Origin of the sequence: Pseudorhodoferax soli, assembly GCF_003337555.1 — a bacterium.
GTDB classification, from domain to species: Bacteria; Pseudomonadota; Gammaproteobacteria; order Burkholderiales; family Burkholderiaceae_C; genus Pseudorhodoferax; species Pseudorhodoferax soli.
On sequence record NZ_QPJK01000009.1, the window covers coordinates 79,238 to 104,841 of the forward strand.

21 protein-coding genes are annotated in these 25,604 nt (G+C 61.2%); 20 read left to right on the forward strand and 1 reads right to left on the reverse strand.

Annotated features, from left to right (window positions below; genetic code table 11):
- The first annotated feature begins 56 nt into the window (after positions 1-56).
- From rfbB to DES41_RS27855, 17 genes are read left to right on the forward strand one after another with little or no spacing between them, the layout of a single operon-like run.
- Positions 57-1,127, forward strand: coding sequence for a dTDP-glucose 4,6-dehydratase (rfbB, locus tag DES41_RS27780; RefSeq protein WP_114470865.1), 1,071 nt, complete (start codon positions 57-59; stop codon positions 1,125-1,127).
- Positions 1,124-2,032, forward strand: coding sequence for a dTDP-4-dehydrorhamnose reductase (gene rfbD, locus DES41_RS27785; RefSeq protein WP_245965893.1), 909 nt, complete (start codon positions 1,124-1,126; stop codon positions 2,030-2,032). Before rfbB ends, rfbD begins: the two co-directional genes overlap by 4 nt.
- Positions 2,029-2,916, forward strand: coding sequence for a glucose-1-phosphate thymidylyltransferase RfbA (gene rfbA / locus DES41_RS27790; protein ID WP_114470867.1), 888 nt, complete (start codon positions 2,029-2,031; stop codon positions 2,914-2,916). The genes rfbD and rfbA overlap by 4 nt, the downstream gene beginning before the upstream one ends.
- Positions 2,916-3,467, forward strand: a complete 552-nt coding sequence (rfbC, locus tag DES41_RS27795) for a dTDP-4-dehydrorhamnose 3,5-epimerase (protein WP_114470868.1) — start codon at positions 2,916-2,918, stop codon at positions 3,465-3,467. The genes rfbA and rfbC overlap by 1 nt, the downstream gene beginning before the upstream one ends.
- Positions 3,467-4,282, forward strand: a complete 816-nt coding sequence (locus DES41_RS27800; protein WP_114470869.1) for an ABC transporter permease — start codon at positions 3,467-3,469, stop codon at positions 4,280-4,282. The genes rfbC and DES41_RS27800 overlap by 1 nt, the downstream gene beginning before the upstream one ends.
- Positions 4,272-5,621 carry an ABC transporter ATP-binding protein gene (locus tag DES41_RS27805; RefSeq protein WP_114470870.1) on the forward strand — a complete coding sequence of 450 codons (1,350 nt, stop codon included), beginning with the start codon at positions 4,272-4,274 and terminating at the stop codon, positions 5,619-5,621. The genes DES41_RS27800 and DES41_RS27805 overlap by 11 nt, the downstream gene beginning before the upstream one ends.
- Positions 5,618-10,060 (forward strand): glycosyltransferase, encoded by a 4,443-nt coding sequence (locus tag DES41_RS27810; protein WP_114470871.1) that lies wholly within the window; start codon positions 5,618-5,620, stop codon positions 10,058-10,060. Before DES41_RS27805 ends, DES41_RS27810 begins: the two co-directional genes overlap by 4 nt.
- Before the next feature lies 1 nt (position 10,061).
- Entirely contained in the window at positions 10,062-11,942 is a 1,881-nt protein-coding gene (locus tag DES41_RS38030) for a tetratricopeptide repeat protein (RefSeq protein ID WP_147282975.1), read from the forward strand.
- A gap of 13 nt (positions 11,943-11,955) precedes the next feature.
- Positions 11,956-14,763 (forward strand): acyltransferase family protein, encoded by a 2,808-nt coding sequence (locus DES41_RS27815; protein WP_114470872.1) that lies wholly within the window; start codon positions 11,956-11,958, stop codon positions 14,761-14,763.
- A gap of 16 nt (positions 14,764-14,779) precedes the next feature.
- The gene (gene rfbF / locus DES41_RS27820) at positions 14,780-15,550 is read left to right on the forward strand and encodes a glucose-1-phosphate cytidylyltransferase (RefSeq protein WP_114470873.1); all 771 of its coding nucleotides are present in this window, start codon (positions 14,780-14,782) and stop codon (positions 15,548-15,550) included.
- Positions 15,550-16,635 carry a CDP-glucose 4,6-dehydratase gene (rfbG, locus tag DES41_RS27825; RefSeq protein ID WP_114470874.1) on the forward strand — a complete coding sequence of 362 codons (1,086 nt, stop codon included), beginning with the start codon at positions 15,550-15,552 and terminating at the stop codon, positions 16,633-16,635. Before rfbF ends, rfbG begins: the two co-directional genes overlap by 1 nt.
- The gene (gene rfbH, locus DES41_RS27830) at positions 16,628-17,959 is read left to right on the forward strand and encodes a lipopolysaccharide biosynthesis protein RfbH (RefSeq protein WP_114470875.1); all 1,332 of its coding nucleotides are present in this window, start codon (positions 16,628-16,630) and stop codon (positions 17,957-17,959) included. Before rfbG ends, rfbH begins: the two co-directional genes overlap by 8 nt.
- Complete coding sequence (locus tag DES41_RS27835) at positions 17,952-18,995, forward strand: NAD-dependent epimerase/dehydratase family protein (RefSeq protein WP_114470876.1); 1,044 nt, start codon at positions 17,952-17,954, stop codon at positions 18,993-18,995. The genes rfbH and DES41_RS27835 overlap by 8 nt, the downstream gene beginning before the upstream one ends.
- Positions 18,996-18,998: 3 nt before the next feature.
- A complete protein-coding gene (locus DES41_RS27840) occupies positions 18,999-19,805 on the forward strand; it encodes a transketolase (RefSeq protein ID WP_114470877.1) in 807 nt (268 codons plus the stop codon).
- A gap of 29 nt (positions 19,806-19,834) precedes the next feature.
- On the forward strand, positions 19,835-20,725 hold the full coding sequence (locus DES41_RS27845; protein ID WP_245965894.1) for a transketolase family protein: 891 nt from the start codon (positions 19,835-19,837) through the stop codon (positions 20,723-20,725).
- 1 nt (position 20,726) lies between these two features.
- Complete coding sequence (locus DES41_RS27850; protein WP_245965895.1) at positions 20,727-21,092, forward strand: GtrA family protein; 366 nt, start codon at positions 20,727-20,729, stop codon at positions 21,090-21,092.
- Positions 21,089-22,021, forward strand: a complete 933-nt coding sequence (locus tag DES41_RS27855; RefSeq protein ID WP_114470879.1) for a glycosyltransferase family 2 protein — start codon at positions 21,089-21,091, stop codon at positions 22,019-22,021. Before DES41_RS27850 ends, DES41_RS27855 begins: the two co-directional genes overlap by 4 nt.
- Before the next feature lie 38 nt (positions 22,022-22,059).
- Here DES41_RS27855 and DES41_RS27860 read toward each other — a convergent pair whose 3' ends face one another.
- Positions 22,060-22,794, reverse strand: coding sequence for a glycosyltransferase family 2 protein (locus DES41_RS27860; protein ID WP_114470880.1), 735 nt, complete (start codon positions 22,792-22,794; stop codon positions 22,060-22,062).
- Between the two features lie 40 nt (positions 22,795-22,834).
- On the opposite strand from DES41_RS27860, the gene DES41_RS27865 reads away from it, so the two are divergent.
- The 3 genes from DES41_RS27865 (at position 22,835) to slmA (ending at position 25,585) form a co-directional block, all read left to right on the forward strand.
- Positions 22,835-23,938, forward strand: coding sequence for an MraY family glycosyltransferase (locus tag DES41_RS27865; RefSeq protein WP_114470881.1), 1,104 nt, complete (start codon positions 22,835-22,837; stop codon positions 23,936-23,938).
- 70 nt (positions 23,939-24,008) lie between these two features.
- A complete protein-coding gene (gene argB, locus DES41_RS27870) occupies positions 24,009-24,914 on the forward strand; it encodes an acetylglutamate kinase (RefSeq protein WP_114470882.1) in 906 nt (301 codons plus the stop codon).
- 17 nt (positions 24,915-24,931) lie between these two features.
- Positions 24,932-25,585 carry a nucleoid occlusion factor SlmA gene (gene slmA / locus DES41_RS27875; RefSeq protein WP_114470883.1) on the forward strand — a complete coding sequence of 218 codons (654 nt, stop codon included), beginning with the start codon at positions 24,932-24,934 and terminating at the stop codon, positions 25,583-25,585.
- Positions 25,586-25,604 lie beyond the last annotated feature (19 nt).

Sequence of the window (25,604 nt, forward strand, 5' to 3'; positions counted from 1 at the left end):
CGACTGGCCCGATTCCTGCCTGCGATAATCGCCGGTTCGTTTTGCGGATACTCCCCATGATTCTTGTCACCGGCGGCGCCGGCTTCATCGGCACCAACTTCGTGCTGGACTGGATTGCCAGCGTTGGCGAACCCGTCCTGAACCTGGACAAGCTCACCTACGCGGGCAATCTGGAGAACCTGGCCAGCCTGGCCGGTGACGCACGGCACCGGTTCGTGCAGGGTGACATCGGAGACACGGCGCTGGTTGGCCGCCTGCTGGCCGAGAACGAGGTCCGCGCTGTCGTGAACTTCGCGGCCGAATCGCATGTGGACCGTTCCATCCATGGCCCGGCCGCCTTCGTCGAGACCAATGTGGTCGGTACCTTCGGCCTGCTGGAGGCCGTGCGCGCCTATTGGGGGGCACTGCCGGCCGAGCGCAAGTCGGCTTTCCGTTTTCTGCATGTGTCCACCGATGAGGTCTACGGCTCCCTGGATGCACAAGCGCCAGCCTTCACCGAGCAGCACCGGTACGAGCCGAACAGCCCGTATTCGGCCAGCAAGGCTGCCAGCGATCACTTGGTACGTGCCTACCACCACACCTATGGTCTCCCGGTGGTCACCACCAACTGCAGCAACAATTACGGTCCGTTTCATTTCCCCGAGAAGCTGATCCCGCTGATGATCGTCAATGCACTCGCTGGCAAACCGCTGCCGGTGTATGGGGACGGGCAGCAGGTGCGGGACTGGCTCTACGTCGGTGACCACTGCAGCGCCATCCGCCGCGTGCTGGAGGCCGGCCAGCTCGGCGAGACCTACAACGTGGGCGGTTGGAACGAGAAGCCCAATCTGGAGATCGTGCGCACGGTCTGTGCATTGCTGGACGAGAAGCGGCCGCGTGTTGACGGCAAGTCGTATGCCGAGCAGATCGCCTATGTGACCGACCGGCCCGGGCACGACCGACGCTACGCCATCGACGCCCGGAAGATCGAGCGCGAACTCGGCTGGAAGCCGGCCGAGACCTTCGATACCGGCATCCGCAAAACGGTGGAGTGGTACCTGGACCACGCCGATTGGGTGGCGCGCGTGCAGAGCGGCGCGTACCGCGAATGGTTGTCCACCAACTACGGCGAACGAGAGAGCGCATGAAGATCCTGCTGCTGGGCAAGGGTGGCCAGGTTGGCTGGGAGTTGCAGCGCAGCCTTGCGCCGCTGGGCGAACTGGTGGCGGTGGATTTCGACAGCACCGATCTGTGCGGCGACCTCAGCAAACCCGAAGAGTTGGCCGCGACGGTGCGCCGTGTTGCGCCGACCGTCATCGTCAACGCCGCCGCCCACACGGCAGTGGACAAGGCCGAGAGCGAGCCTGAGTTCGCCCGCACGTTGAACGCGACGGCCGTGGGCGTGCTGGCGCGCGAGGCGCAGGCACTCGGTGCCTGGATGGTCCATTACTCGACCGACTACGTCTTCAACGGCAGCGGCAGCGCACCCTGGAGCGAAGACAGCCCGACCGGCCCTCTGTCGGTCTACGGCCGTACCAAGCTGGAAGGTGAACAACTGCTGCAGCAGCATTGCGCCCGGCATCTGATCTTTCGCACCAGTTGGGTCTACGCCGCGCGCGGCCAGAACTTCGCCAAGACCATGTTGCGGCTGGCGGCAGAGCGTGATCGGCTGACCGTGGTGGATGACCAGTTCGGGGCGCCGACCGGAGCGGAACTGCTGGCCGACGTGACGGCCCTGGCCTTGCGCCGTGTCTTGTCTCCTGGTGGCGACCCGCTGGCTGGCCTGTACCACTTGGTGGCCGGCGGCGAGACATCCTGGCACGGCTATGCGCGCTTCGTGATCGACTTCGCCGAGCAGCGCGGGCTCGCGCTCAAGGCAGTCGGCGAGGCGGTGCAAGCCGTTCCATCGAGCGCGTTCAAGGTTGCGGCGCCGCGCCCCGGCAACAGCCGCTTGAACACGCAAAAGCTGCGAGACACCTTTGGTCTGATGCTGCCGCACTGGCAGGCCGGCGTGGGCCGCATGCTCACCGAAACCCTGGAACGCTCCGCATGACGACAAATCGCAAGGGCATCATCCTGGCTGGCGGATCTGGTACGCGGCTGCACCCGGCAACGCTGGCGATCAGCAAGCAACTGCTGCCGGTATATGACAAGCCAATGATCTACTACCCGCTGAGCACCCTGATGCTGGCGGGGATTCGAGAGATTCTGGTGATCAGCACGCCGCAGGACACTCCGCGGTTCCAGCAGTTGCTTGGGGATGGAAGCCAATGGGGGCTGAACCTGCAGTATGCGGTGCAGCCGAGTCCGGATGGACTCGCGCAGGCGTTTCTGGTCGGCGAGGCATTCCTGAGTGGGGCCCCGAGCACGTTGGTGTTGGGCGACAACATCTTCCATGGCCACGACTTTCAGGATCTGCTGGAAAGCGCGAGCCGGCGTACGGACGGGGCGAGTGTTTTCGCCTACCACGTGCACGATCCGGAGCGCTATGGCGTGGCTCAGTTCAATGGCGAAGGCAAAGTCCTCTCGCTGGAAGAAAAGCCGCGGGAGCCGAAGTCGAACTATGCGGTGACGGGGTTGTATTTCTATGACGGGCGCGCGCCGGAACTGGCCCGGCAACTCAAACCCTCGGCGCGCGGGGAACTGGAGATCACCGACCTGAACCGGCTCTACCTCGATGAAGGCAAGCTCGATGTCGAGATCATGGGCAGAGGCTATGCCTGGCTAGACACCGGCACGCACGAAAGCCTGCTGGAAGCCAGCCAGTTCATCGCCACCATCGAGCACCGGCAGGGCCTGAAGGTGGCGTGTCCCGAAGAGATTGCTTTTCGCCAGGGGTGGGTCGACGCCGCGCAGTTGGAGCGGCTGGCGGCTCCTCTGCTCAAGGGAGGCTACGGGCAGTACCTGCTGCGTCTATTGAAGGAACAGGTGTTTTGATGAAGGTGACGCGACTGGCGATTCCCGATGTCGTGCTGATCGAGCCCAAGGTGTTCGGCGATGCGCGTGGCTTCTTCTACGAAAGCTTCAACGCCGAAGCCTTCCGCGCAGCGACCGGAATCGATCTGGAATTCGTCCAGGACAACCATAGCCGTAGCACGAAGGGCGTGCTGCGCGGGCTCCACTATCAGCTGCCGCCGCATGCCCAGGGCAAGCTGGTGCGCGTGGTGCGCGGTGCGGTGTTCGATGTCGCGGTCGACATCCGTGCGTCGTCTCCGAGCTTCGGGAAATGGGTGGGCGCGGAGTTGACAGAGGAGAACCGCCACCAACTCTGGGTGCCACCCGGTTTTGCGCATGGGTTCCTGGTGCTGAGCGACACCGCCGACTTTCTCTACAAGACGACTGAGTACTACGCGGCAACGCACGAGCGTTGCATTGCGTGGAACGACCCGACGCTCGCGGTCCATTGGCCGCAGTCTGACGGGACACCGCAACTGTCGGGCAAGGACCAGCAGGGGCTGCCGTTCGTCCGGGCCGAGGTCTTTTCTTGATGCTGGCAGCGAGTGCCCCGACCGCCGCCATCCAATCCTTGTGGGTACATCGGTCACTGATCAGCCAGTTGGTTCGGCGTGAAGTCATCGGCCGCTACGCCGGCTCCTTCCTTGGCATCGTTTGGTCTTTCATCAATCCGCTCTTGATGCTGACGATCTACACCTTCGTGTTCGGTGTGGTCTTCAAATCCCGATGGCGCGCGGCTTCCACTGATCCGCTGGAGTTCGCCGTCGTGATGTTCGGCGGGCTCATCATCCACTCGATGGTGGCGGAGTGCCTGCAGCGCGCGCCGACGCTGATCGTTGGCAATGCCAACCTCGTCAAGAAGATCGTCTTCCCGCTGGAAACCTTGGCCTGGGTGTCCGTAGGCACGGCGCTGTTCCATTTCCTCATCGCGCTACTGATCTTCGCAGGTGCTCTGTTGGTATGGCAGGGCAGCATCCCCTGGTCCTTTTTGCTTGTTCCGGTCCTCATATCTCCGCTGGCCCTGATGACTGTTGGCCTGGTCTGGATCGTGTCCTCTCTGGGCGTCTACCTGCGCGACATAGGTCAGTTGATGGGCATCGTGACTGCGCTGTTGATGTTTCTTGCGCCTGTCTTCTATCCGCTCCATTCTGTGCCTGAAGGTTTGGCGCAGTACCTGTACTTCAACCCCATCACGTTCATCCTGGAGCAGGTGCGCAATGCTGCAATCTGGGGTGAGCCGGTGAACTGGCTCGGCTGGGCGGCCTACTGGCTGGTGGCCTACGCAGTGGCTTGGCTGGGATGGCTCTGGTTCGCACGTGTGCGCAAGGGGTTCGCGGATGTCCTCTGACGATGTTGCGGTCCGTGTCGAGCGCCTGAGCAAGTGCTACCAGATTTATGAGCGCCCCAGCGATCGACTGAAGTCGTTTCTGATGCCGCGCGTGCGGCGCTGGGCTGGGCAGCCGCAGAAGGCGTATTGCCGCGAATTCTGGGCATTGCGCGATGTGTCCTTCGACGTCGCGCGTGGCGAGACAGTGGGCATCCTAGGCCGCAATGGCGCAGGCAAGTCCACTTTGCTGCAGCTCGTCTGCGGCACGCTGTCGCCAACCGGCGGTACCGTCGAGACCCGCGGGCGGGTTGCTGCACTGCTGGAGCTCGGGTCCGGATTCAACCCCGATTTCACCGGGCGCGACAACGTCTACATGAACGCCGCCCTGCTCGGGTTGACCAAGCAGGAAACGGACGCTCGCTACGACGCGATCGTCGGGTTCGCCGACATTGGCGATTTCGTCGACCAGCCCGTCAAGACCTACTCCAGCGGCATGATGGTGCGGCTGGCATTCGCCGTGCAGGCTCAGGTCGAGCCCGACATCCTCATCGTCGACGAAGCCCTCGCCGTTGGCGATGCGAAGTTCCAGGCGCGCTGCTTTGAACGCTTGCGCCAGCTCAAGGAGAACGGCACCAGCATCCTGCTCGTGACGCACTCCACGGAGCAGATCGTGACCCATTGCTCGCGTGCCATCCTGCTGAGCGATGGCGGGGTGCTGGATGCCGGCGAGCCGCGCCGTGTGGCCAACCGCTACCTGGACCTGCTGTTCGGCAGGGAGCGCACGGTGAAGCCGTCCGCCGCGCCTTTGCCCCCCGCGGATGCGCCTGCGGCTACAGCGCGCGCGGCGTTTCCGCTGAGCTTCCATGAGGATGTGTTCGCGCAGCACGCCGGCTACAACCCGCACGAGTACCGGTGGGGCGATGGTTCAGCGGCCATTCTGGACTTCTATCTTGCGGCCGATGACACGCTCTACCCCGCCGTGTTGTCCAGCGGGCAATCGATCCGCCTGGGTGTTTCGATCCGCTTTCAGCGCGATCTGATTCGCCCCATTCTGGGCGTGACCATCAAGACTAAGGAAGGCGTCACCGTCTATGGCGCCAATTCGGAAACACTGGACGCGCAGGCGCTGAAGGTGCTCGGCCAGTCCGACTCCCTTGTGGCGGTCGAGATGGCCTTCACTTGCCGGCTGGCGCAGGGCGACTATTTCATCTCCCTCGGCGTTGCGACCCGCGCTGGCGAAGACATCGTGCCGCATGACCGCCGCTACGACTCCATCCATCTTCAGGTCGGCCCAGACGCACGGTTCTTCGGACTGGCGAATCTGGACTTGAGCTTCAGGGAAATTTCGGCTTCTTCATGAACGATCAGCTTCTCAGCGCGGGCTATGCGCACGATCCGGCCGCCCAGGTGTGGGCGCGTCCGGGATATGGCGGCATCGCCTACAGCGATGGCGACGAGGTCGAGCAGCGCATCGGTTCGATTGTCAGGAACGCGGGCGACCTCACCGTGCTGTCGCCGGAACTGCGTGCGTACTGTACGGATTGGCCGTCGCTGTACCACCTGACCAGCGCGCGCGCCAACATTCTTCGACCATTTCACGCGACGCTGCACGGCGCGCAGGTGCTGGAGATCGGCGCCGGTTGCGGCGCCATTACGCGCTACCTCGGCGAGTCCGGCGCGCACGTGTTGGCTCTCGAAGGCTCGCCGCGTCGTGCCGCGATTGCACGCGCCCGTTCACGCGACCTGCCGAATGTCGATGTGGTGGCCGACAGTTTCGAGCAGTTCTCCACTTCGCAGCGTTTCGACGTCGTGACGCTTATCGGCGTGCTGGAGTACGCCAACCGTTTCGTCGCAGGGGAGTCCCCTGCGCAGGTGATGCTGCAGCGCGCGCGCGCGCTGCTCAAGCCTCAGGGGCGGCTCATCATCGCGATCGAGAACCAGCTGGGCCTCAAGTACTTTGCGGCGGCGCCGGAAGACCATTTCGGCGTGCCCATGTACGGGCTGGAAGACCGCTATCGGGCCGATGAGGCCCAGACGTTCGGCCGCGCTGCACTGCAAGCCATGCTGCATGGTGCAGGCTTCACGCAGGTCCAGTGCATGGCGCCCTTTCCGGACTACAAGCTGCCGATGTCCATCGTCACGGAAGAAGGCTTTCGCGCCGGGGACTTCGATGCCACCGCATTCGCTTGGCAGAGCGCGCGCCGCGATCCGCAACTGCCGGAGGTGCTGGCCTTTTCGCCGGAGCTTGTCTGGCCGGTACTGGGCCGCAATGGGCTGGCGCTGGATTTGGCAAACTCATTCCTGTTCGTGGCGGCGCAAGCACCCACTGCGCCCGATACGGCGAACGTACTGGCCTACCACTACAGCACCGATCGCGCCAAGCTGTATTGCAAGGAGACGCGGTTCGTGCGTACGGACGGCAACGCGATCAAGTTGGAGTACCAGCGCCTGAGTCCAGGCGAGCACCCAGCGTCGACACATGTGCAACATACGCTGGCGGCTTCCGCAGCCTATGTCCATGGCGAACCTCTGTCGCTGGCCTTGCTCCGGACCGTGTCGACCGATGGTTGGGCGCTTCAGCAAGTTGGCGCCTTTCTGCGTGATTACCTGCGCATCGTGGCCGATCTGGCGGCGGGCGTGGAAGTGCCCGAAGACCCCTGGGCCGCCGACACGCAACTGCCAGGGGTCTTCTTCGATCTTGTACCGCAGAACATCATCGTCGAGCCGCGAGGTCAGGGCTTCGCAGTGATCGACCGCGAATGGGTCTTGCGGGACGGCATCTCCGTGGGCTGGCTGCTGTTCCGGACATTGCTGCTGCTCATCAATTCCGTTTCCCGTTTCGGGCGCTGTACCGACGCCGATGAGTGGACGCGCAAGAACTTCATCCTGGCGGCCTTGCAGTCCGCAGGCCTGCATGTGGACGCGCATGACGTCGACAATTACGCGCGCGAGGAGATCCGCCTACAGGCGGAGCTGACGGGGCGCGCGGTCGCGGATCTCCAGGATTGGGGCGCCATCGCAAAATTGCCGATGGAGAACCTGTCACTGGCCGTGCAGCGGCGCAGCGCCCAGGTGGGTCAACTCGCCGCAGTGCATGAAGGACTTCAGAAGGAGTTCGACGAGCGCACGAACTGGGCCTTGCAACTGGACGCGGCCTTGGCGAAGGCACAGCAGGACTACCAGGCGCTGGACCAAGCGACGGTTCAAGAGCGCCATGAGCGCGAGCAAGGGCAGAACGAACTCAACTTGCTTCGGGCCACTTTGGCGGAGTTGCAGTTGCAGTCCGCTCAGATGCAGCGTGAGCGCGATGATGTCCAGACCGAATGCACATCCCTGCAGGAGCGGCTGGTACATGCCGACCAGGAACGAGGCCAGCTGCACGAGGGCCTGGCTTCCCTGCGCGCAGTTGTTGAAGACGTGCAGTCACAGCTGGAGCAGACGCAGCGCGAGCGCGATGAAGCACACACGCAGGTGCGCTCCATCTCCTCGACGCGGGATGACATCCTCGTGGCGAAAGGGGAGGCGGAGCGGCGCTATGCGGAAGTCGAGGCCAAGCGTGCCGCGCTGGCCGGATCCTTGTCGTGGCGCGTGACCAAGCCTTTGCGCATGCTGGGGCGGATAGCGCGAGGGGAATGGTCGACGATCCGCACGCTCGTGGCACCGGAGATCGTGCGGCTGGCGCGGGTCGGGTACAAGCGCGCACCGATTCCCACGCATATGAAGGACAAGGCCGCCGCGCTAGCCTACCGCGTGGCCGGCCCGATGTTCACGGGCGTGGTTCACTATGAGATCTGGCGTCGGCAGCGCGACAACGCTCCGCTCGCTCCGGTAGGCGCCGGCCCGGTCGCCGCAGCCGACTTTGCCGAGGTGTTGTCGTCGCTGCGTTTTCCTGTCGTCGCCAAGCCGGATGTCTGCATCGTCATTCCGACCTACGGCAATCTGGAGCACACACTGGCCTGCTTGCGTTCCATTGCCATTCATATGCCGCGCGCGTCCGTTGAGGTCTTGGTTGCCGAAGATGCATCCGGCGACCCGCAGATTGATTTGATTCGCCGCATCCCTGGCCTGCGCTACATCAGGCACCCGGAGAATCTGGGGTTCCTGCGGTCGTGCAACGCTGCCGTCAAGCAAGCCAAAGGTCGCTACATCTACTTGCTCAACAACGACACGGAAGTGACTGCGGGCTGGCTCGACAGCATGCTGGCCCTGTTCGACAAGCATCCGGATTGTGGGATGGTCGGCTCCAAGCTCGTCTATCCCGACGGGCGTCTGCAGGAGGCTGGGGGCATTCTGTGGCGCGACGGCTCAGCCTGGAACTGGGGGCGGCTCGACGATCCTTCCCGTCCTGTCTACAACTATGTGAAAGAGGCCGACTATTGCTCGGGCGCTTCCCTCATGATTCCAACCGCGCTTTGGCAACAGTTGGGGGGCTTCGACGAGCACTATCTTCCGGCCTACTACGAGGACACGGATCTGGCATTTCGGGTCCGTGCGGCAGGCAGGACGGTGATGTACCAGCCCCAGTCGGTCGTCATCCACTACGAAGGAATTTCCCACGGCACGGACACTGGTAGCGGCATCAAAGCGCACCAGGTTGAGAACCAGAAGAAGTTCTATGTGCGCTGGAAGGAAACCCTGGAGCGCGAGCACTTAGACAACGGCGTCAACCCATTCCGGGCGCATGACCGCTCCATCGGCCAACGCACGATTCTTGTTGTCGACCACTACGTACCGCAGCCCGACCGCGATGCCGGTTCGCGCAGCATCTGGTGCTTCCTGCGCGAGTTCAAGGCGATGGGTTTGAACGTGAAGTTCTGGCCCGCGAACCATTGGCACGATACGCAGTACGCCCCTTTGCTAGAGCAGGAAGGCATCGAGGTGCTGTACGGCAATGAATTTGTCGGACGGTATGAGGAGTGGATTGCCAACCATGGGTCCGCTTTGGACTACGTCTTGTTGAATCGCCCTCACATTGCGATAGAGCATTGGGAAGCTGTGAGAAAGCATACCCACGCGAAGCTGTTTTACTACGGGCACGATCTGCACTATGCGCGTTTGAAGTTGCAGTATGAGAAAACAGGCGACAAGAACGTTCTACGAGAATCGGAACTCATTCGATCCGTAGAGGAGACCTTGTGGCGGAACTCGGATGTTATTTACTATCCATCCCCAACTGAGACCGATGCCGTCCTGAAGTATTTGCCCAATGCAATTGCTAGAACAGTGCCTCTTTATTACTTTGATAAAGAGGATCTATCGATCATTGCGCCGAGACGTGAAAAGACCGATTTGCTTTTTGTCGCGGGATTTGGGCATCCGCCGAACGTGGATGCGGCCAAATGGCTGGTGAAGGAGATATTCCCGCTTCTGCAAGCAAACGTAGCAGGCGCCCGACTTTTTCTGGTCGGCTCCAACCCGACGGACGAGGTGAAGGCCTTGGCAAGCGATAGTATTACCGTGACTGGTCACGTGACGGACTCCGAGTTGAGCGGTTTCTATCGAACGGCTGGAGTTGCTGTGGTGCCTCTGCGATTTGGCGCGGGAGTGAAGGGCAAGGTTCTTGAAGCCCTTCACCACGGCATTCCACTGGTGACAACGACTGTCGGCGTTCAAGGCCTACCAGGTCTCGCCGATGCCATCAGCGTACACGACGACGCCGCAGGTGTCGCGACAGCCATTCGGCATTTGATGCAAAACGAAGAGGCTTGGAGTGAGGCGTCTGCTGGTGGGCGCGAATATGTCGCGCTGGGATTCTCCAGGTCGGCCTTGCGATCGGTGTTCAATCTGGACATGAAATAAAATGCCCTGGAACTCAAATTGCCGATTGACAGGGGGCGGTGGTTTTCTGTTTTTCGGACTGACCTTGATCGTGGCCGTGCTGACGTATGCGTTGGCGCTGATATTTATATTTCCCGGCAAGTTTCAGCCTATTGCTATCCCCCATAGCGATATTTATATGCCGTTGGCAATAGCAAACAGCCCGTTCAATTGGGGCATGCCTCGCCCGACGGGGAGTATTATTGATGCATTTCGCGGCCGCTTCGGCCTCGAATTTTCGGTGCTGTTCCCGGTCTGTGTGGCTTTCGCCAACTGTGTGGGGACCGTGCTTTTGGTGAGGAAAATATTCTTTTCGGATTTTGATATCCGCAAAAATATACTATCTGTTTTTCTTGGCCTTGTCGTTTATTTTTGGCTGATCTTCACGCATCGCTACTTTTATATTTTTGCGGGATGGGATGCCTACGCGCAGTATTCTTATTTCTTTTTGCTTCTGTCCGTTGCTTGGTTGAGGCTGTTCTGGAAGAGATTTTTCGTTGGTGTTCTTGGCTTCTTTTTGAGTGCGTGCGTGGCGTTCTTGAGTAAAGAGACCTATGCATTGAGCTTCTTTGTGGTCCTTCCTTTCGTTGTGCGGGGAATTTTTGTATCTGGTTCCGCGCACGTCTCAGGCCACACGATCCGAGACAGGCTCGTCCCGCGAGTCGTGGTTGTTTCGGTCACGTCGCTCTTCGCGTTCCTGGTTGCACTGGGGGTCAATCGCTATCTGAATTCCCCCTTTACTGGCCACAACCTCGCCGTCAACGGAGCGTACCAGATCTCTCTGTCCCCCATGTCCATCATGGGGGAGTGGGTGCGGTACGCTAAAGACGGGTTTAATGTGGCTCTCGGTACGGCACTTTTTGTTGTTGCGGGGTTTTTTCTTCTGCGCGCCGGAAATCGACGAAATGCACTTCCACTGATTGTCCCTGTTATTGCGGGAGGTCTGTCGTGGTTGCCGAACTCGTTGCTCCCGAATCATCACTTCGCGCAATATAGTTTCACCGGTAGCTATCTTTATTATTTGCCTTTTCTCTTTATCGTTGCAGGATGGCCGCAGTACCTCCGATCAATGCGCAATTTGCGTATGGGCGTCGCAATTTTTCTTGTTGCCTTGCCGTTCTTGAATCTGAAACTGTTCAGAAGCGACATTGTCCAGTTTTATACTGTTCAGATGGACCGACAGATCGAATACAACGACGCTGTCAAGAGTATCGCTCGAAATCCAGCGGCTACTGAGGGGTCGGCGCGCAATCTGCTGGTTGGGATTGCACCGCCTTTCAATCCGTTCATTTATCCTTCGGCATTTCTGAAGGGGTATTTCCCGAATGGGATTTCCCTTGATGTTGTAGGCTACTCTTTGCCGCCTGGCGAGATAGTTCGAGCCGCTGCAGCTAATGTGTCAGTGCGACTCCTGGATGCGTCAGAAGTCGATCTCGATATGTACAAGACAATCTGGAGCGTTGGGTTGGATGGCGGCGGGTTTAAAAAGTCCACGCCACAAGACTACATCCACGCCGCTCAGGTGTCTGGTATTTCGATAAAGGATCTGGTTTTATATCCTGAGGTTGGGCGGATCTTTCTCGGTCGCCCTTCTCTTTCGGAAAAAGAATTTCTCGATTGTGGCTTGGCTTTCAAGGCGTACGGTGCCAATGAAAAGTCGTTGGTTTGCTTTGATAGAAGTATTCAAATGGCTCCAAATAATCCTTACCCTTATTTTTTCTATGCATTGGCGTTGGAGCCGAGTGGTGACATAAAGGCCGCGGTGATATACATGGAGAAAGCAAACTCGCTGGAACCGGAGAGCGCGAGGAATCCGATGTTTCAAGCGGAGTTGCGCCGCTTGAAAAAAGGCCTGACTAATTGAAGAGTAGGCGGTTATGACGCTCAATGAATTTCTGCGCAGGGATGGGAACAACCTGGATATCTTGAGGCTGATTGCTGCAGTGGGGGTGATTGTCGGCCACGCATACGCAGTGTCGCCTCAGCCGCCTCTCCAGGATGGGGTCATGACGCTACTGCACTTTGACTATTCGGGAGGAATGGCGGTAAAGTTCTTCTTTCTGCTAAGCGGGATTCTTGTTGCCAATAGTCTTATTGAGAAGCCATTTTTTTTCCAGTATTTGACTCTTCGTGTGTTCAGGTTGTTTCCTGCATTGGTCGTTTGTTTGTTCGTTACGACCTTTGTAGTCGGTCCCGTTTTATCTACAAGCACTGTAGCCACGTATTTTGGCGATCCTGCTGTTTATGTATACGCCTTGAGGAATTTGGCGTTGTCACCGCAGTGGGAACTGCCAGGTGTGTTCAAGCAAAATCCCTCGAATGTCGTCAATGGGTCGCTGTGGACCTTGCCAGTAGAGTTTTTTTGCTATTTGATGCTCGGAGTAGTGGGGGGTCTGGGTCTCCTGCGAAATAAGTTCTTCGCAGGGTTTGTTTTTTTTGCATTGGCCGCTTTTTTGACGTACAGGCCAACTGCAATGCAGTGGTTTTCATTGCCTACCGAAGCCTGGATGTTCCCTCTGTTCTTTTGTATGGGTGGATTGCTGGCTGTTTTGAAGGAGTACGTCTGGATCAATTTTCAGACGGTTTTTTGTCTATTCCTGGCTGCGGCGCTGATGCACGCCACTCCGCTTTATCCGGCTTTGATGAGTCTGGCAATATTCATTTGCGCCTTATATTTTGTTTCATTCAAAGTGGTTCGAGAAATTAAGCTGCCGGGCGACTTTTCGTACGGGATTTACCTGTACGGTTTTGTGTGCCAGCAGGTTTTCAAGAGCATTTGGCCGGAGCAGGGTGTTCATTGGAATCAATTTGGTGGTGTGGTGTTTGCCACTATATTGGCTGTTTTTTCGTGGTATTGCATTGAAGCACCCTCGATGAGGGCAGGTCGGAGGTTCGCTGCGAATTTGGGCGGCGGACGGGCCGTGGACCAGGTGCGCTCTTTGTATCTATTTGTGAGTTTGCCAAAGACGCGGCTTAACAAAGTGCAATATCTCCAGCGGATTGTCGTTGTCATTGTTATTGGCGCGCTCGTATTGTTGGCATGGGTTTTCTACATGCAGATTCTTCGCCCCAACATTGCATTCATGGACTCGCTGAGGTTTCTGACGTACTTTGACGAGTCCGAAAGAGGGATCAGCTCGGTCTGGGCAAGCTGGAATCAAGGCCAGCATCGAGGTCTGCTTCCCCAATTCGTCGTCTATCTCAATGCCAAATACTTCAACTACCAGATCTATGGCTTTGCCTTGCTTTCGGGGGCGGTGTTGGCGGTGTCTTATCTAGTGGTTCTGTTTGAGTTCCGGCGCGAGCTTGGCGCTGGGCGGTTGGAGTATGTCGGGGTGTTCGGCTGCCTGGCGATTGCCCTGTTCAGTTTTTCCAATTGGGAGCTATATTCTCTGGATCTCGGGCCCGCACTCTTCTTGAAGAATCTGGCGTTCGTGGTCTATTGGATCTGCATGGCCAAGGTGATTGCTGGCAATCAAAGCCGCTTTTGCAATCTGGTGACCATCATGGGTGGCCCGTTGGTGGTGTTGCTCGTCGCCTACGGGTGGGCATTGCCGTTCGTTGTTGCGTGCTTCCTCGCGGCCGGTGCCGTCGGTGGCTGGCATGGTATTAGGCGCAATCGCCAGGTCTGGATCCCGCTGGCGTTGTTGGTCGCCAGTCTGGTTCTTTATGTTATAGGCGGGTCCATCTTTCCACCTGCGCCGCGGAGCCTTCCACAGGGTGATGCAAGTGTGGCCAACTTCCTCTGGTCTATCCCTCTTGCCTTGAGCTCGATATTCGTTGGGCATGAAAGCTCGGCGATAAATGGGTTTATTGGCCTGATTCGTTGGGGTGGTGTGGCTTGTTGCGTGGTTTGTATCTTTTTCATCGTGCGGGACCTGCGTGCGCCCGAGGGTTTGCATGCGCGATTTTTCTTTCCGTTGGCACTTCTGTTCTATGCGCTGGTGGATCTGTTGCTAATGGCGGTCACGAGAGGGCGATTCGAACCTGCGGCCACAATGGTCTCCCGTTATTTTTCTGATTTTTGCTACGTGCTTGTTGGGATTATTTTTTATGAATATCTGAAGGGTTCTTCACGAGTATGCGGGGGGGCGTCGTTGCCCGCAAGGCGCCCCATGTTGCGGGTGGCCCCCGTTTGGGGAATGGCGATTTTTTTCATCATCGGTCAGGTATGGACGGGTGTGGATGAGTGGCGCAAGGCCCCTTATCGACACGCAGCATTCGACGCGATGGGCCAGGCAACAATTCGCGCTGCTGAAGGAGCGCGAGACATCAAGGTGCTTCAGGCGCCGATCGATGTGGCGATCGCCGGTGCGCGCGTGCAGCGAGACTACGGATTCGGTGTGTTCGCAGATGCGGCGTGCACATACAAGCCAGATTCGGATGGCTGGATCGGAAGTTCGTATCAGTTCCTGCTCAAGAACTGCGGCGAGGCTCCAAGGTTTCAGTTCTATTTGCCACAGAACTTTCCGGATCGACGAATCGTGATTGCGATTGACGGCAGGGCGCGGGATTATGTGTTGCGCGCCGGTGAGGTGACGACACTGTCCGTTTTGGCGGATGTCGAAGGAACACATGCAGTCCAGATCAAAATTCCTATCACATCGCGGGCGGCGGATATCGATCCGTCTGCATCCGACGTGCGGGAGTTGGGCGCAATTTTTTCATTTGCTTCCACACAGTAGAGGCGAGGAGTTTGTAATGAAGGCGGTTATTTTGGCCGGTGGTTTGGGGACCCGTATATCGGAGGAGACGCATCTGCGTCCCAAGCCCATGATCGAGATCGGCGGCAAGCCGATCCTGTGGCACATCATGAAGATTTATTCCTCCTATGGAATCCATGACTTCGTGATCTGCTGCGGATACAAGGGCTACGTCATCAAGGAGTACTTCGCCAATTACTTCCTGCACATGTCGGATGTCACGTTCGACATGCAGCACAACAAGATGGAGGTGCACCAGCGGTACGCCGAGCCCTGGCGTGTGACGCTGGTGGATACCGGAGACGAAACCATGACGGGCGGCCGTCTGCGGCGCGTGGCCGAGCACGTTCGCGGCGAAGAGGCGTTCTGCTTCACATATGGCGACGGCGTGAGCGACATCAACATCCGAGATTTGATCGAGTTCCACCGTGCGAGCCAGCTCAAGGCGACATTGGCCGCGACCCTGCCACCGGGCCGCTTCGGCGCGCTCGATCTGCAGGACAAGAAGGTCATGGCGTTCAAGGAGAAGCCAAAGGGTGACGGCGGGCTCATCAACGGGGGCTTCTTCGTGCTGTCGCCCGAGGTGTTGGACTACATCACGGCCGACGACACTGTCTGGGAGCGTGAGCCTTTGGAGCGGCTGGCGCGGGAAGGGCAGTTGGGCGCGTACGAGCACACTGGTTTCTGGCAGCCGATGGACACGCTGCGCGACAAGACCCATCTGGAAGAGCTGTGGCAGAGCGGCGCTGCGCCCTGGAAGGTCTGGTAATGGCGGACTCCAATTTCTGGGCCGGCAAGCGGGTGTTCCTGACGGGACACACGGGCTTCAAGGGCGGCTGGCTTGCGTTGTGGCTCGAGCGCCTGGGCGCCGAGGTGACGGGTTATGCGCTGGCCCCGTCAACCGAGCCGAGTCTGCACGGGCTCTCTGCGGGATGGAGCCGAGTGCGTTCCGTCATCGCCGACATCCGCGATCTGGAGCGCTTGAAGGCGGCCATCGGGGCTTGCCGGCCCGAGATCGTCCTGCACCTGGCCGCGCAGCCGTTGGTGCGTCGCTCTTATGTGGACCCGGTGGAGACCTACTCGACGAACGTCATGGGGACCGTGAACCTGCTCGAGGCGGTCCGTTGCGTCGGAGGCGTACGCGCCGTCGTGGTGGTGACCAGCGACAAGTGCTACGAGAACCAGGAATGGCAATGGGGCTACCGCGAAAACGAACCCATGGGGGGGTACGACCCTTACAGCAACAGCAAGGGGTGTGCGGAGTTGGTGACGGCGTCCTTCCGGTCGTCGTTCTTCAACCCGGCGACCCATGCCGAACATGGCGTGGCCGTGGCCACCGGCCGGGCTGGCAACGTCATCGGCGGTGGCGACTGGTCGGACGACCGGCTGGTGCCGGACCTGCTGCGCGCTTTCTCCTCAGGTGGCACGGCAGACATCCGCAATCCGCATTCCGTGCGGCCATGGCAGCACGTTCTCGAACCGCTGAGGGGCTATATGATGCTCGCCCAAAAACTGCACACCAACGGGCCGGACTGGGGTGGTGCCTGGAACTTCGGTCCCAACGATGCCGATACCAAGCCGGTGTCCTGGATCGCGGATGAACTGGTGTCGCGGTGGGGGCCCGGCGCGGCGTGGAGCACCGCTGCACAGGCTGGGCAGCCGCACGAAGCGCGCTGGCTCAAGCTGGACTGCTCCAAGGCACGCCAGACGCTGGGCTGGATCCCACGCTGGAACCTGAAGCAAAGCCTCGGTGCCATCGTCGAATGGCAGCAGGCCTGGCTGGGCGGGGCCGACATGGCGGCCTTCACCATCGGCCAGATCGAACATTACGAAAGCACAACCCAAGATGACTGAAATTTCCTTCAAGCAGAACGAGCTGCGCAAAAAGATCCAGGCCCTGGTGGCCGAATACGGCGAACTGGCCAGCGCGCCCAAGCCCTTCCTGCCGGGCGAGACCCTCATCCCGCCTTCGGGCAAGGTGGTCGGCGCGCCCGAGATGCAGTTGATGGTCGATGCGTCGCTCGATGCGTGGCTCACGACCGGCCGGTTCAACACCATCTTCGAAAGCCGGCTGGCCCAGTACCTCGGCGTCAAGCACCTGATGACGGTCAACTCGGGTTCGTCGGCGAATCTCGTCGCTTTTTCGACCCTGACGTCGCCCAAGCTCGGGGACCGCGCCATCCTGCCGGGCGACGAGGTGATCGGCGTGGCCGCCGGCTTCCCGACGACCGTCAATCCGATCATCCAGTGCGGCGCCGTGCCGGTGTTCGTGGACGTGCACATCCCCACGTACAACATCGACGTCGAGCAACTGGAGGCGGCCATCGGTCCCCGCACGAAGGCCATCATGCTGGCGCATACGCTGGGCAATCCGTTCAACCTCAAGGCCATCAAGGCGGCTTGCGAAAAGCACAACCTGTGGCTGGTGGAAGACTGCTGCGATGCGCTCGGTTCGCGCTACGACGGCAAGCTGGTCGGCACCTTCGGCGACATCGGCACCTTGAGCTTCTACCCCGCACACCACATCACGATGGGCGAGGGCGGTGCAGTGTTCACCAACAACGACGATCTGCGCCTGATCGCCGAATCGATCCGCGATTGGGGCCGCGACTGCTATTGCCCGCCCGGCAAGGACAACACCTGCGGCAAGCGCTTCTGCTGGAAGCTGGGCAACCTGCCGGAAGGCTACGACCACAAGTACACGTACTCGCACCTCGGCTACAACCTGAAGATCACCGACATGCAGGCCGCTTGCGCCCTGGCGCAGCTCGACCGGCTCGACGGCTTCGTGCAGGCGCGCAAGGACAACTTCGCCTACCTGACGGAACGTCTGCGCAGCTGCGAGGAGTTCCTGATCCTGCCCGAGGCCACGCCAGGCTCGGAGCCTTCGTGGTTCGGATTCCCCATCACCATCCGTGAAGAGGCCAACACGCGCCGCGTGGACCTCCTGCAGTACCTGGACCAGCACAAGGTCGGCACCCGTCTTCTGTTCGCCGGCAACCTGCTGCGCCAGCCCTACATGATCGGACGCAACTACCGGGTGGTCGGCGAACTCAAGAATGCCGACCGCATCATGAACGACACGTTCTGGCTGGGCGTCTACCCGGGACTGTCGGAGTCGATGCTCGACTACATGGTCGAATGCGTCGAAACCTATCTTGGCTTGAGGTTTGACTGAGCAACTGCCCCCGGTCTCGTCCGATGACCTCGACGAGATCCTGCGCCATACGTCAGCCGATGTATGGGCAGGGCTGCGGCATGCATCCATCTTCCTGACGGGAGGGACGGGCTTCGTCGGCAAATGGCTGCTCGAAAGCCTGGTGCGTGCAAACCGCGAACGGGACCTGGGGCTCGTCGTCACGGTTCTGACACGCGATCCCGCTGCCTTTCAGCAGGCCTGCCCGCATCTGGCCCAGGCGGCCATCGTCAAGTTGGTGCGTGGCGATGTCGAAACCTTTGCGTTTCCTTCCGGGCAATTCAGCCATGTGGTGCATGCGGCCTTGCCGGTGGCGCCGCCGCACGCGGACAGCGCAGCGTTGGAGGCCGTCGCGGTCGCCGGAGCCCAACGGGTCTGCGCGTTCGCCCATGCCGCGGGCGCGCGTCGACTCCTGCATGTGAGTTCCGGCGCGGTCTACGGACCGCAGGATGCTGGCCATCCGCTGGTGGAAGACGCGGTCTGGTCGGGTGGCGATGCGGTCAACGCCTACACCCGAGCCAAGCGCCAGGCCGAGCGGGTCGTTCGAACCGAAGGCCCGGCCGAAACGGTGATCGCGCGGTGCTTCGCCTTCGTCGGGCCCTGGCTGCAGCCGTCCAGTGGCTCGGCTGCCGCCGATTTCATTGCGCGCGCCGCGCATGGCCGCGAGATCGTGGTCAGCGGCACCGGCACGGCCGTGCGCAGCTACCAGTACGCCGGCGACATGGCGCGCTGGCTGTTGACCTGTCTGGTGTCGGGGCGGGCCGGTGAGGCCTACAACGTCGGCAGCGACGTGGCGACCAGCATTGCGGAACTGGCACATGCGGTCGCCGGCCAAGCGGGCAGCGCCATGCCGGTCCGTGTGCTCGGCGGCGCGGCGCCAGGCTTGGCCGGTGCCCGCTATGTGCCGGACACCGGTCGTGCCCGGCGCGAACTGGGCCTGACCAACGTGGTCGGTCTGCAGGACGGCATCCGCAGAACTTTGGCATGGCATGCCTGTGCGGAACTTATCCGAGATTGAGCAATGAAACCTTTGTTCCAGCCTTCCGCTTTGCGTCGGACCGTGGTCGAGATGGCCTACGCCGGCAACGCTGTCCATCTCGGATGCGCGTTCTCCATTGTTGAACTCGTGTCGGCGCTCTATGCGCGCCAGATGCGCTACGACCTGTCCGATCCGGATGATCCGGGGCGCGACTACCTGGTCCTGAGCAAAGGCCATGGCGTGATGGCGCAATATGCCTGTCTCCACCAGCTCGGCTGGATCGAGCGCCAGGACATCGACGGCTATTTCCACGATGGCTCCCGGCTCAAGGGGTTGTCGGATGCGCACGTGCCCGGCTGCGAAGTCACGTCCGGCTCGCTGGGGCACGGCCTGTCGGTGGGGGTGGGCCTGGCACTCGGCGCCAGCCGCCGCAAGGCCGGCCAGAACTGCTATGTCATCGTCGGCGATGGCGAGATGAACGAAGGCCCTGTCTGGGAAGGCATGCTGTTCGCTGCCCACGCCAAGCTGGACAACCTGATGGTGATCGTCGACGCCAATGGCTTCCAGGCGATGGGCACGACGGACGAGGTCATGGCGCTGGGCAGCCTCCGCGCGAAGTTCTCCGCGTTCGATTTCGATGTTCTGGAGGTGGATGGCCACGACCTGGCCGCCATTTCCGCTGCCATGGACCAATTGATGACGACGAAGAACGGCAAGCCCAAGGCACTCGTGGCCAAAACGGTGAAGGGCAAAGGCGTTTCTTACATGGAAAACATCAACGCGTGGCACTACTCACGCTTGAATGCGGTGCAGTACGAACAGGCGCTGCGTGAACTGGGAGGGGCTTGACCATGCGATCGGCATTTTCGAAAGCACTGGTGGAGGCCGCGCAGAACGACAAGCGGGTGCTGCTGCTGACAGGCGACCATGGCTATGCGTTGTTCGACGAATTCCGCAGGAGCTGTCCCGACCAGTACATCAACGCCGGCATCGCCGAGCAGAACATGGTCGGTGTCGCTGCCGGGCTGGCCAAGGCCGGTTTTCGTCCCGTGGTGTACGGACTCAGTGCTTTCGTCCCCGTGCGCGTGCTGGAACAGATCAAGATCGACGTTTGCTACGAGAAGCTGCCGGTGATCTTCACGGGCGATGGCGCGGGACTCGTGTACAGCACGCTGGGCACCAGCCACCAGAGTTTCGAGGACATTGCCTGCCTTCGTGCCGTGCCGCACATCGACATCCTGTCGCCGTGCGATGCCCACGAGCTGACCGCGTGTATGCGGTCCGCCTTTGCGCAGGCCGGGCCGGTCTACATGCGCATGGGCAAAGCCGACCTTGGCGCAGTCCACGAGGCGCTTCCTGATCTGGAATGTGGCAAGCTGCTGCGCGTGCTGGACGGCGATCACCCGGTGACGCTCGTGGCCACCGGCTCCATGGTGAAGGCGGCACAGACGCTGGGCCGTGAACTGGGCGCATCCGTCTGGAGTGCCCCGTGGATCAAGCCTCTCGACACGACGCAACTCTCGTCCATTGCGGCGGGAACCCGGGCCATCATCACGCTCGAAGAGCACTCCGTCGTAGGCGGGCTGGGCGGCGCCGTTCTGGAGGCGTTGGCGGAAGCCGGCCCGCGGCCGGTGCTGCGCGTGGGCATCGGCGAGCAGTTCTCGCTGACCTGCGGCAGCCATGCCCACGCCATGCGTGAGCACCGCATCGACCTGGAGTCCGTGCGGCAGCGCATCGCGCCCTTCGTTGCGAAATGGCAAGCTGCGTGACGTGCTGAGCCCACAGCTGTTTCGCTTCCTGCTGGTCGGCGTGCTCAACACCGCCGTCGGCTACGGTTTGTTCGCAGGATTTACCTGGCTGGGCCTGCCTTATCCTGTGGCCATTGGCTTGGCCACGCTGCTGGGCATCGCCTTCAATTTCCAGAGTACCGGCCGGATCGTTTTCGGTGGCGCGCAGGCATCCCGGCTGTGGCGCTTCGTTGCAGTCTACGGGGTTGTTTATCTGATCAACGTCGCGGCGCTGTCGGTATTGCTGCGCACCGGCATGGACATCTACCTGGCCAACGGCCTGCTGGTTTTGCCACTTGCGTTGATCGCCTTCGTACTCCAAAAAAAGATCGTCTTCGCTTCGTCATGAAAAACATCACTGTCGTCACGCCCTGCTACAACGAAGAGGACAACGTCGAAGAGGTCTACCGGCAGGCCAAGGCCGTCTTCGCTGGGATCAGCGATGTGCAGTACGAACATCTCTTCATCGACAACTGCTCCACCGATCGGACGGTGGAGCTTTTGCGCGGCATTGCTGCCGCCGATCCGGCGGTCAAGGTCATCCTGAACGCGCGCAATTTTGGCCACATCCGTTCTCCGTACTACGGTTTGCTGGAGGCCCGTGGCGATGCGGTCATTTTGCTGGTGGCGGATTTGCAGGACCCGCCTGAGCTCATGGTGGAATTCGTTCGCCAATGGCAGCAGGGCCACAAACTCGTCGTCGCCGTTAAGCCCAGTGCGGATGAGTCGGGCGCCATGTTCGCCATTCGACGGCTCTACTACCGCATGGTGACCCGGATCGCAGACGTGAAGTTGATCCAGAATTTCACCGGCTTTGGCCTGTACGACCGCGCGGTGCTGGAGCAGTTGCGGCGCATCGACGATCCGTATCCCTATCTGCGTGGCCTGGTGTCCGAAGTGGGCTATGAGGCGGTGCAGATTCCCTACAACCAGCCACGCCGCAAGCGCGGCATCACCAAGAACAATTTCTACACGCTTTACGATATTGCGATGCTTGGCATCACGTCGCATTCGCGCATTCCGTTGCGCATCGCAACGATGGTAGGGTTTGCGTTGTCTGGGCTGAGCCTTCTTGTGTCGCTCGTTTACTTGGTGCTGAAGCTGTTCTTCTGGGCACAGTTTTCGGCCGGCACTGCGCCGATTCTCATCGGCATGTTTTTCTTTGCATCGGTCCAGCTCTTTTTTATCGGGCTGCTGGGCGAATATGTGGGTTCGATCCTCACTCATGTGATGAAGCGACCGCTCGTTGTTGAGCGCGAACGAATCAATTGGGAGTGATGTCCGCCGCCAGTGGGGGCATCGCGATGGCAACAAAACTACGTCTTGAGGTATTTCCAGAATGCTCGCGACGTCCATACCTTTACTAGGCTGCGAATGTGCCAGTAGAGGTGCTGCCAGTTGCGATGGCTTGCCCGCTGGGCATCATGTATGGCTGTATGTTCCTCGAAGACGGTAAGACTCCATCCGTGCAGCTTCAGTCGCGCGCATATATCGAAATCTTCACCATACATGTAGAAGCGCTCATCGAAGCCGTAGACGCTTTCGTAGGCTTCAGAGCGAAAAAGCATGAACATTCCAGGAATCCAGGCGGGGTATGGCGGGGGGTTATAGCCAGGCCTGTGCCGGAGCAAAATTTCTCGGGGGGTCAGGATTTCTCGGTAGGGTTCGGGGCAACTCTTTCCCGGCTCCAAGATTCTTGGCGCAAGTACGCCGCTGGCGAGTTCTGCCTCTGCCAGCATCGGCGACAGCACATCGGTGTCAAGACGCATGTCTGGGTTGAGTACGAGAAACCACGGAGTGCCGCACCGCGCGAAAGCGGCGTTGTGATTCGCGCCGAACCCACGAGGGCAGGTGTTCGTGATCCTTTCGACCGCGAAACTCCATGGCCTATCGGCCACTAGCTCTAGCTCCGGCCGGTTGACCGTAAGGACCACCTTGGCGATCAGTTCGGCGCAATGGGTCTCCAACTGTTCCAGAAGCGGCAGCAGTAGCACTTGCTGTCCATGGCTGACGATTGAAACGGTGATCGGTCGGGAGGAGAGAGCTGGCATGGTCTAATTTCGCGCAGGGAATTCTAGGTTCCCTTCTCCCATGGTCTTCCTCGTCGTCTTCAGCTTCTTCATCTCCGCCATCGCGGCATTCGTGGTCATCCGGCTCGCGCGCCGCCACGCCCGCCAGTACGCGCACGACCTGCCGCAGCGCTTCCACCTCGGCCACATTCCCCGCATCGGCGGCCTTGGCATCTTCTTCGGCCTCGTCATCGCCTGGGCCTACGCCGGCACTCCTCAAGCCGCGTCCCTCAACGTCGACTGGCGCGCCAACTCCACCTTCCTTTGGCTCATGGCCATGTGCATGGCCCCCGCTGTCTTCGCCGGCATCGCCGAGGACATGACCCAGCGCCTGCGTGCCCGCCTGCGCCTGGGCCTGACCGCGCTCTCCGCCATCCTGCTGTGCTGGCTGCTGAACCTGGGCGTGCGCCGCATCGGCTTCGCCCCGCTCGACGACTGGCTCCAGGCCGCCCCGCTTGCTGCCGCCATCTTCGCCATGGTCGCCATCGCCGGCCTGCCGCACGCCTTCAACCTCATCGACGGCTACAACGGCCTCGCGGGCATGGTCGCGATCCTCATCAGCCTGGCGCTGATCCATGTGGCCCTGCAGGTCGGCGACCGGCAGCTCGCCGCCATGCTGGCCTGCCTGGTGGGCGCCACGGGCGGCTTCCTGCTCTGGAACTATCCCTACGGCAAGATCTTTGCGGGCGATGGCGGGGCCTATGTCTGGGGACTGGTGATCGCCGTGGCCTGTGTGCTGCTGGTGCAGCGCCACCCCACCGTGTCGCCCTGGTTCCCGATGCTGCTGCTGATGTATCCGGTCGGTGAGACGCTGTTCTCCATCTACCGCAAGCTCGCACGCGGCCAGTCGCCCAGCACGGCCGATGCCCTTCACCTGCACCAACTGATCTTTCGCCGCATCGTGCGCGTGGTGTTCGAGGACGACGAGGCCAGCGACCTGCTGGCGCGCAACAACCGCACCTCGCCCTACCTCTGGATCTTCTCGCTGCTGACCGTGGTGCCGGCCGTCATGTTCTGGAGCAACACCCCCGTGCTGGCCGCGTTCTGCGTGCTGTTCGTGGTCACTTATGTCGGCGCCTACCTCATGATCATCCGCTTCAAGGTCCCGCGCTGGCTGGGGAAGTGAAGCTGGGGAAGTGACACACAGCGACCCCTACAATCCGCGCCAGTTTTCAGCAGCCTCCGGAGTGCCCGCCATGACCAGCCCCACCGAGCCCGACCTGTCTGCCATCGCCCCGCGCGACAAGGCCGAGATCCTGGCCCAGGCCCTGCCGTACATCCGCAAGTTCCACGGCAAGACCATCGTCATCAAGTACGGCGGCAACGCCATGACCGATCCGGCCCTGCAGGCCGATTTCGCCGAAGACGTGGTGCTGCTCAAGCTGGTCGGCATGAATCCCGTGGTGGTGCATGGCGGCGGCCCGCAGATCGAGACCGCGCTCAAGCGCCTGGGCAAGACCGGCCACTTCATCCAGGGCATGCGCGTGACCGACGCCGAGACCATGGAAGTCGTCGAATGGGTGTTGGCGGGCGAGGTGCAACAGGACATCGTGGGCCTCATCAACCAGGCCGGCGGCAAGGCCGTGGGCCTGACGGGGCGCGACGGCGGCCTGATCCGCGCCCAGCAGCTCAAGCTGGCCGACCAGGCCGACCCGACCAAGCTGCACGATGTTGGGCAGGTCGGCGACATCGTGGCCATCGACCCCAGCGTGGTCAAGGCGCTGCAGGACGACCAGTTCATCCCCGTCATCAGCCCCATCGGCTTCGGCGAGAGCAACGAGAGCTACAACATCAACGCCGACGTGGTGGCCAGCAAGCTGGCCACGGTGCTGCAGGCCGAGAAGCTCATGATGCTGACCAACATCCCGGGCGTGCTGAACAAGGCTGGCGAACTGCTGACCGAACTCACCTCGCGCGAGATCGACGAGCTGATCGCCGATGGCACCATCTCCGGCGGCATGCTGCCCAAGCTGGCCGGCGCGATCGACGCGGCCAAGAGCGGCGTCAACGCCGTGCACATCGTCGACGGCCGCGTGCCGCACGCGATGCTGCTCGAGATCCTGACCGACCAGGCCTACGGCACCATGATCCGCGCGCGCTGAGCGCAGGCCGCCACCGCATGCCCGAAGACGCCGCCCTGCCGACCACAACGTCCGAAGGCGCGGAGGACGCCGCCGCTGCCGCCGCGCCGCGCAAGCGGCCCAAGCCAGGCGAACGCCGGCTGCAGATCCTGCAGACCCTGGCCGCCATGCTCGAGCAGCCCGGCGCCGAGCGCGTGACCACGGCGGCCCTGGCCGGCCGCCTGCAGGTCAGCGAGGCCGCGCTGTACCGCCACTTCGCCAGCAAGGCCCAGATGTTCGAGGGCCTGATCGAGTTCATCGAGCAGAGCGTGTTCCAGCTGGTCGGCGCCATCGCCGCTGACGAGGCCGCCAGCGGCACGCAGCAGGCGCGCAGCATCCTGTCGGTGCTGCTGCAGTTCGGCGAGAAGAACCCCGGCATGGTGCGCGTGATGGTCGGCGACGCACTGGTGCTCGAGCACGAGCGTCTGCAGGGCCGCATGAACCAGTTCTTCGACCGCATCGAGTCCAGCCTGCGCCAGTGCCTGCGGCCGGCGTTGGCCGGGGAGGGCGCGGCCACGCCCACGGTGGACGCCCATGTGCAGGCCTCGGTGCTGACGGCCTTTGCCATCGGCCGCCTGCAGCGCTTCGCGCGTTCGGGCTTTCGCCGGCTGCCGACCGAGCAGCTGGACGCCAGCCTGCAGCGCCTGCTGTAGCCAGGGTTTACCCGCGGCT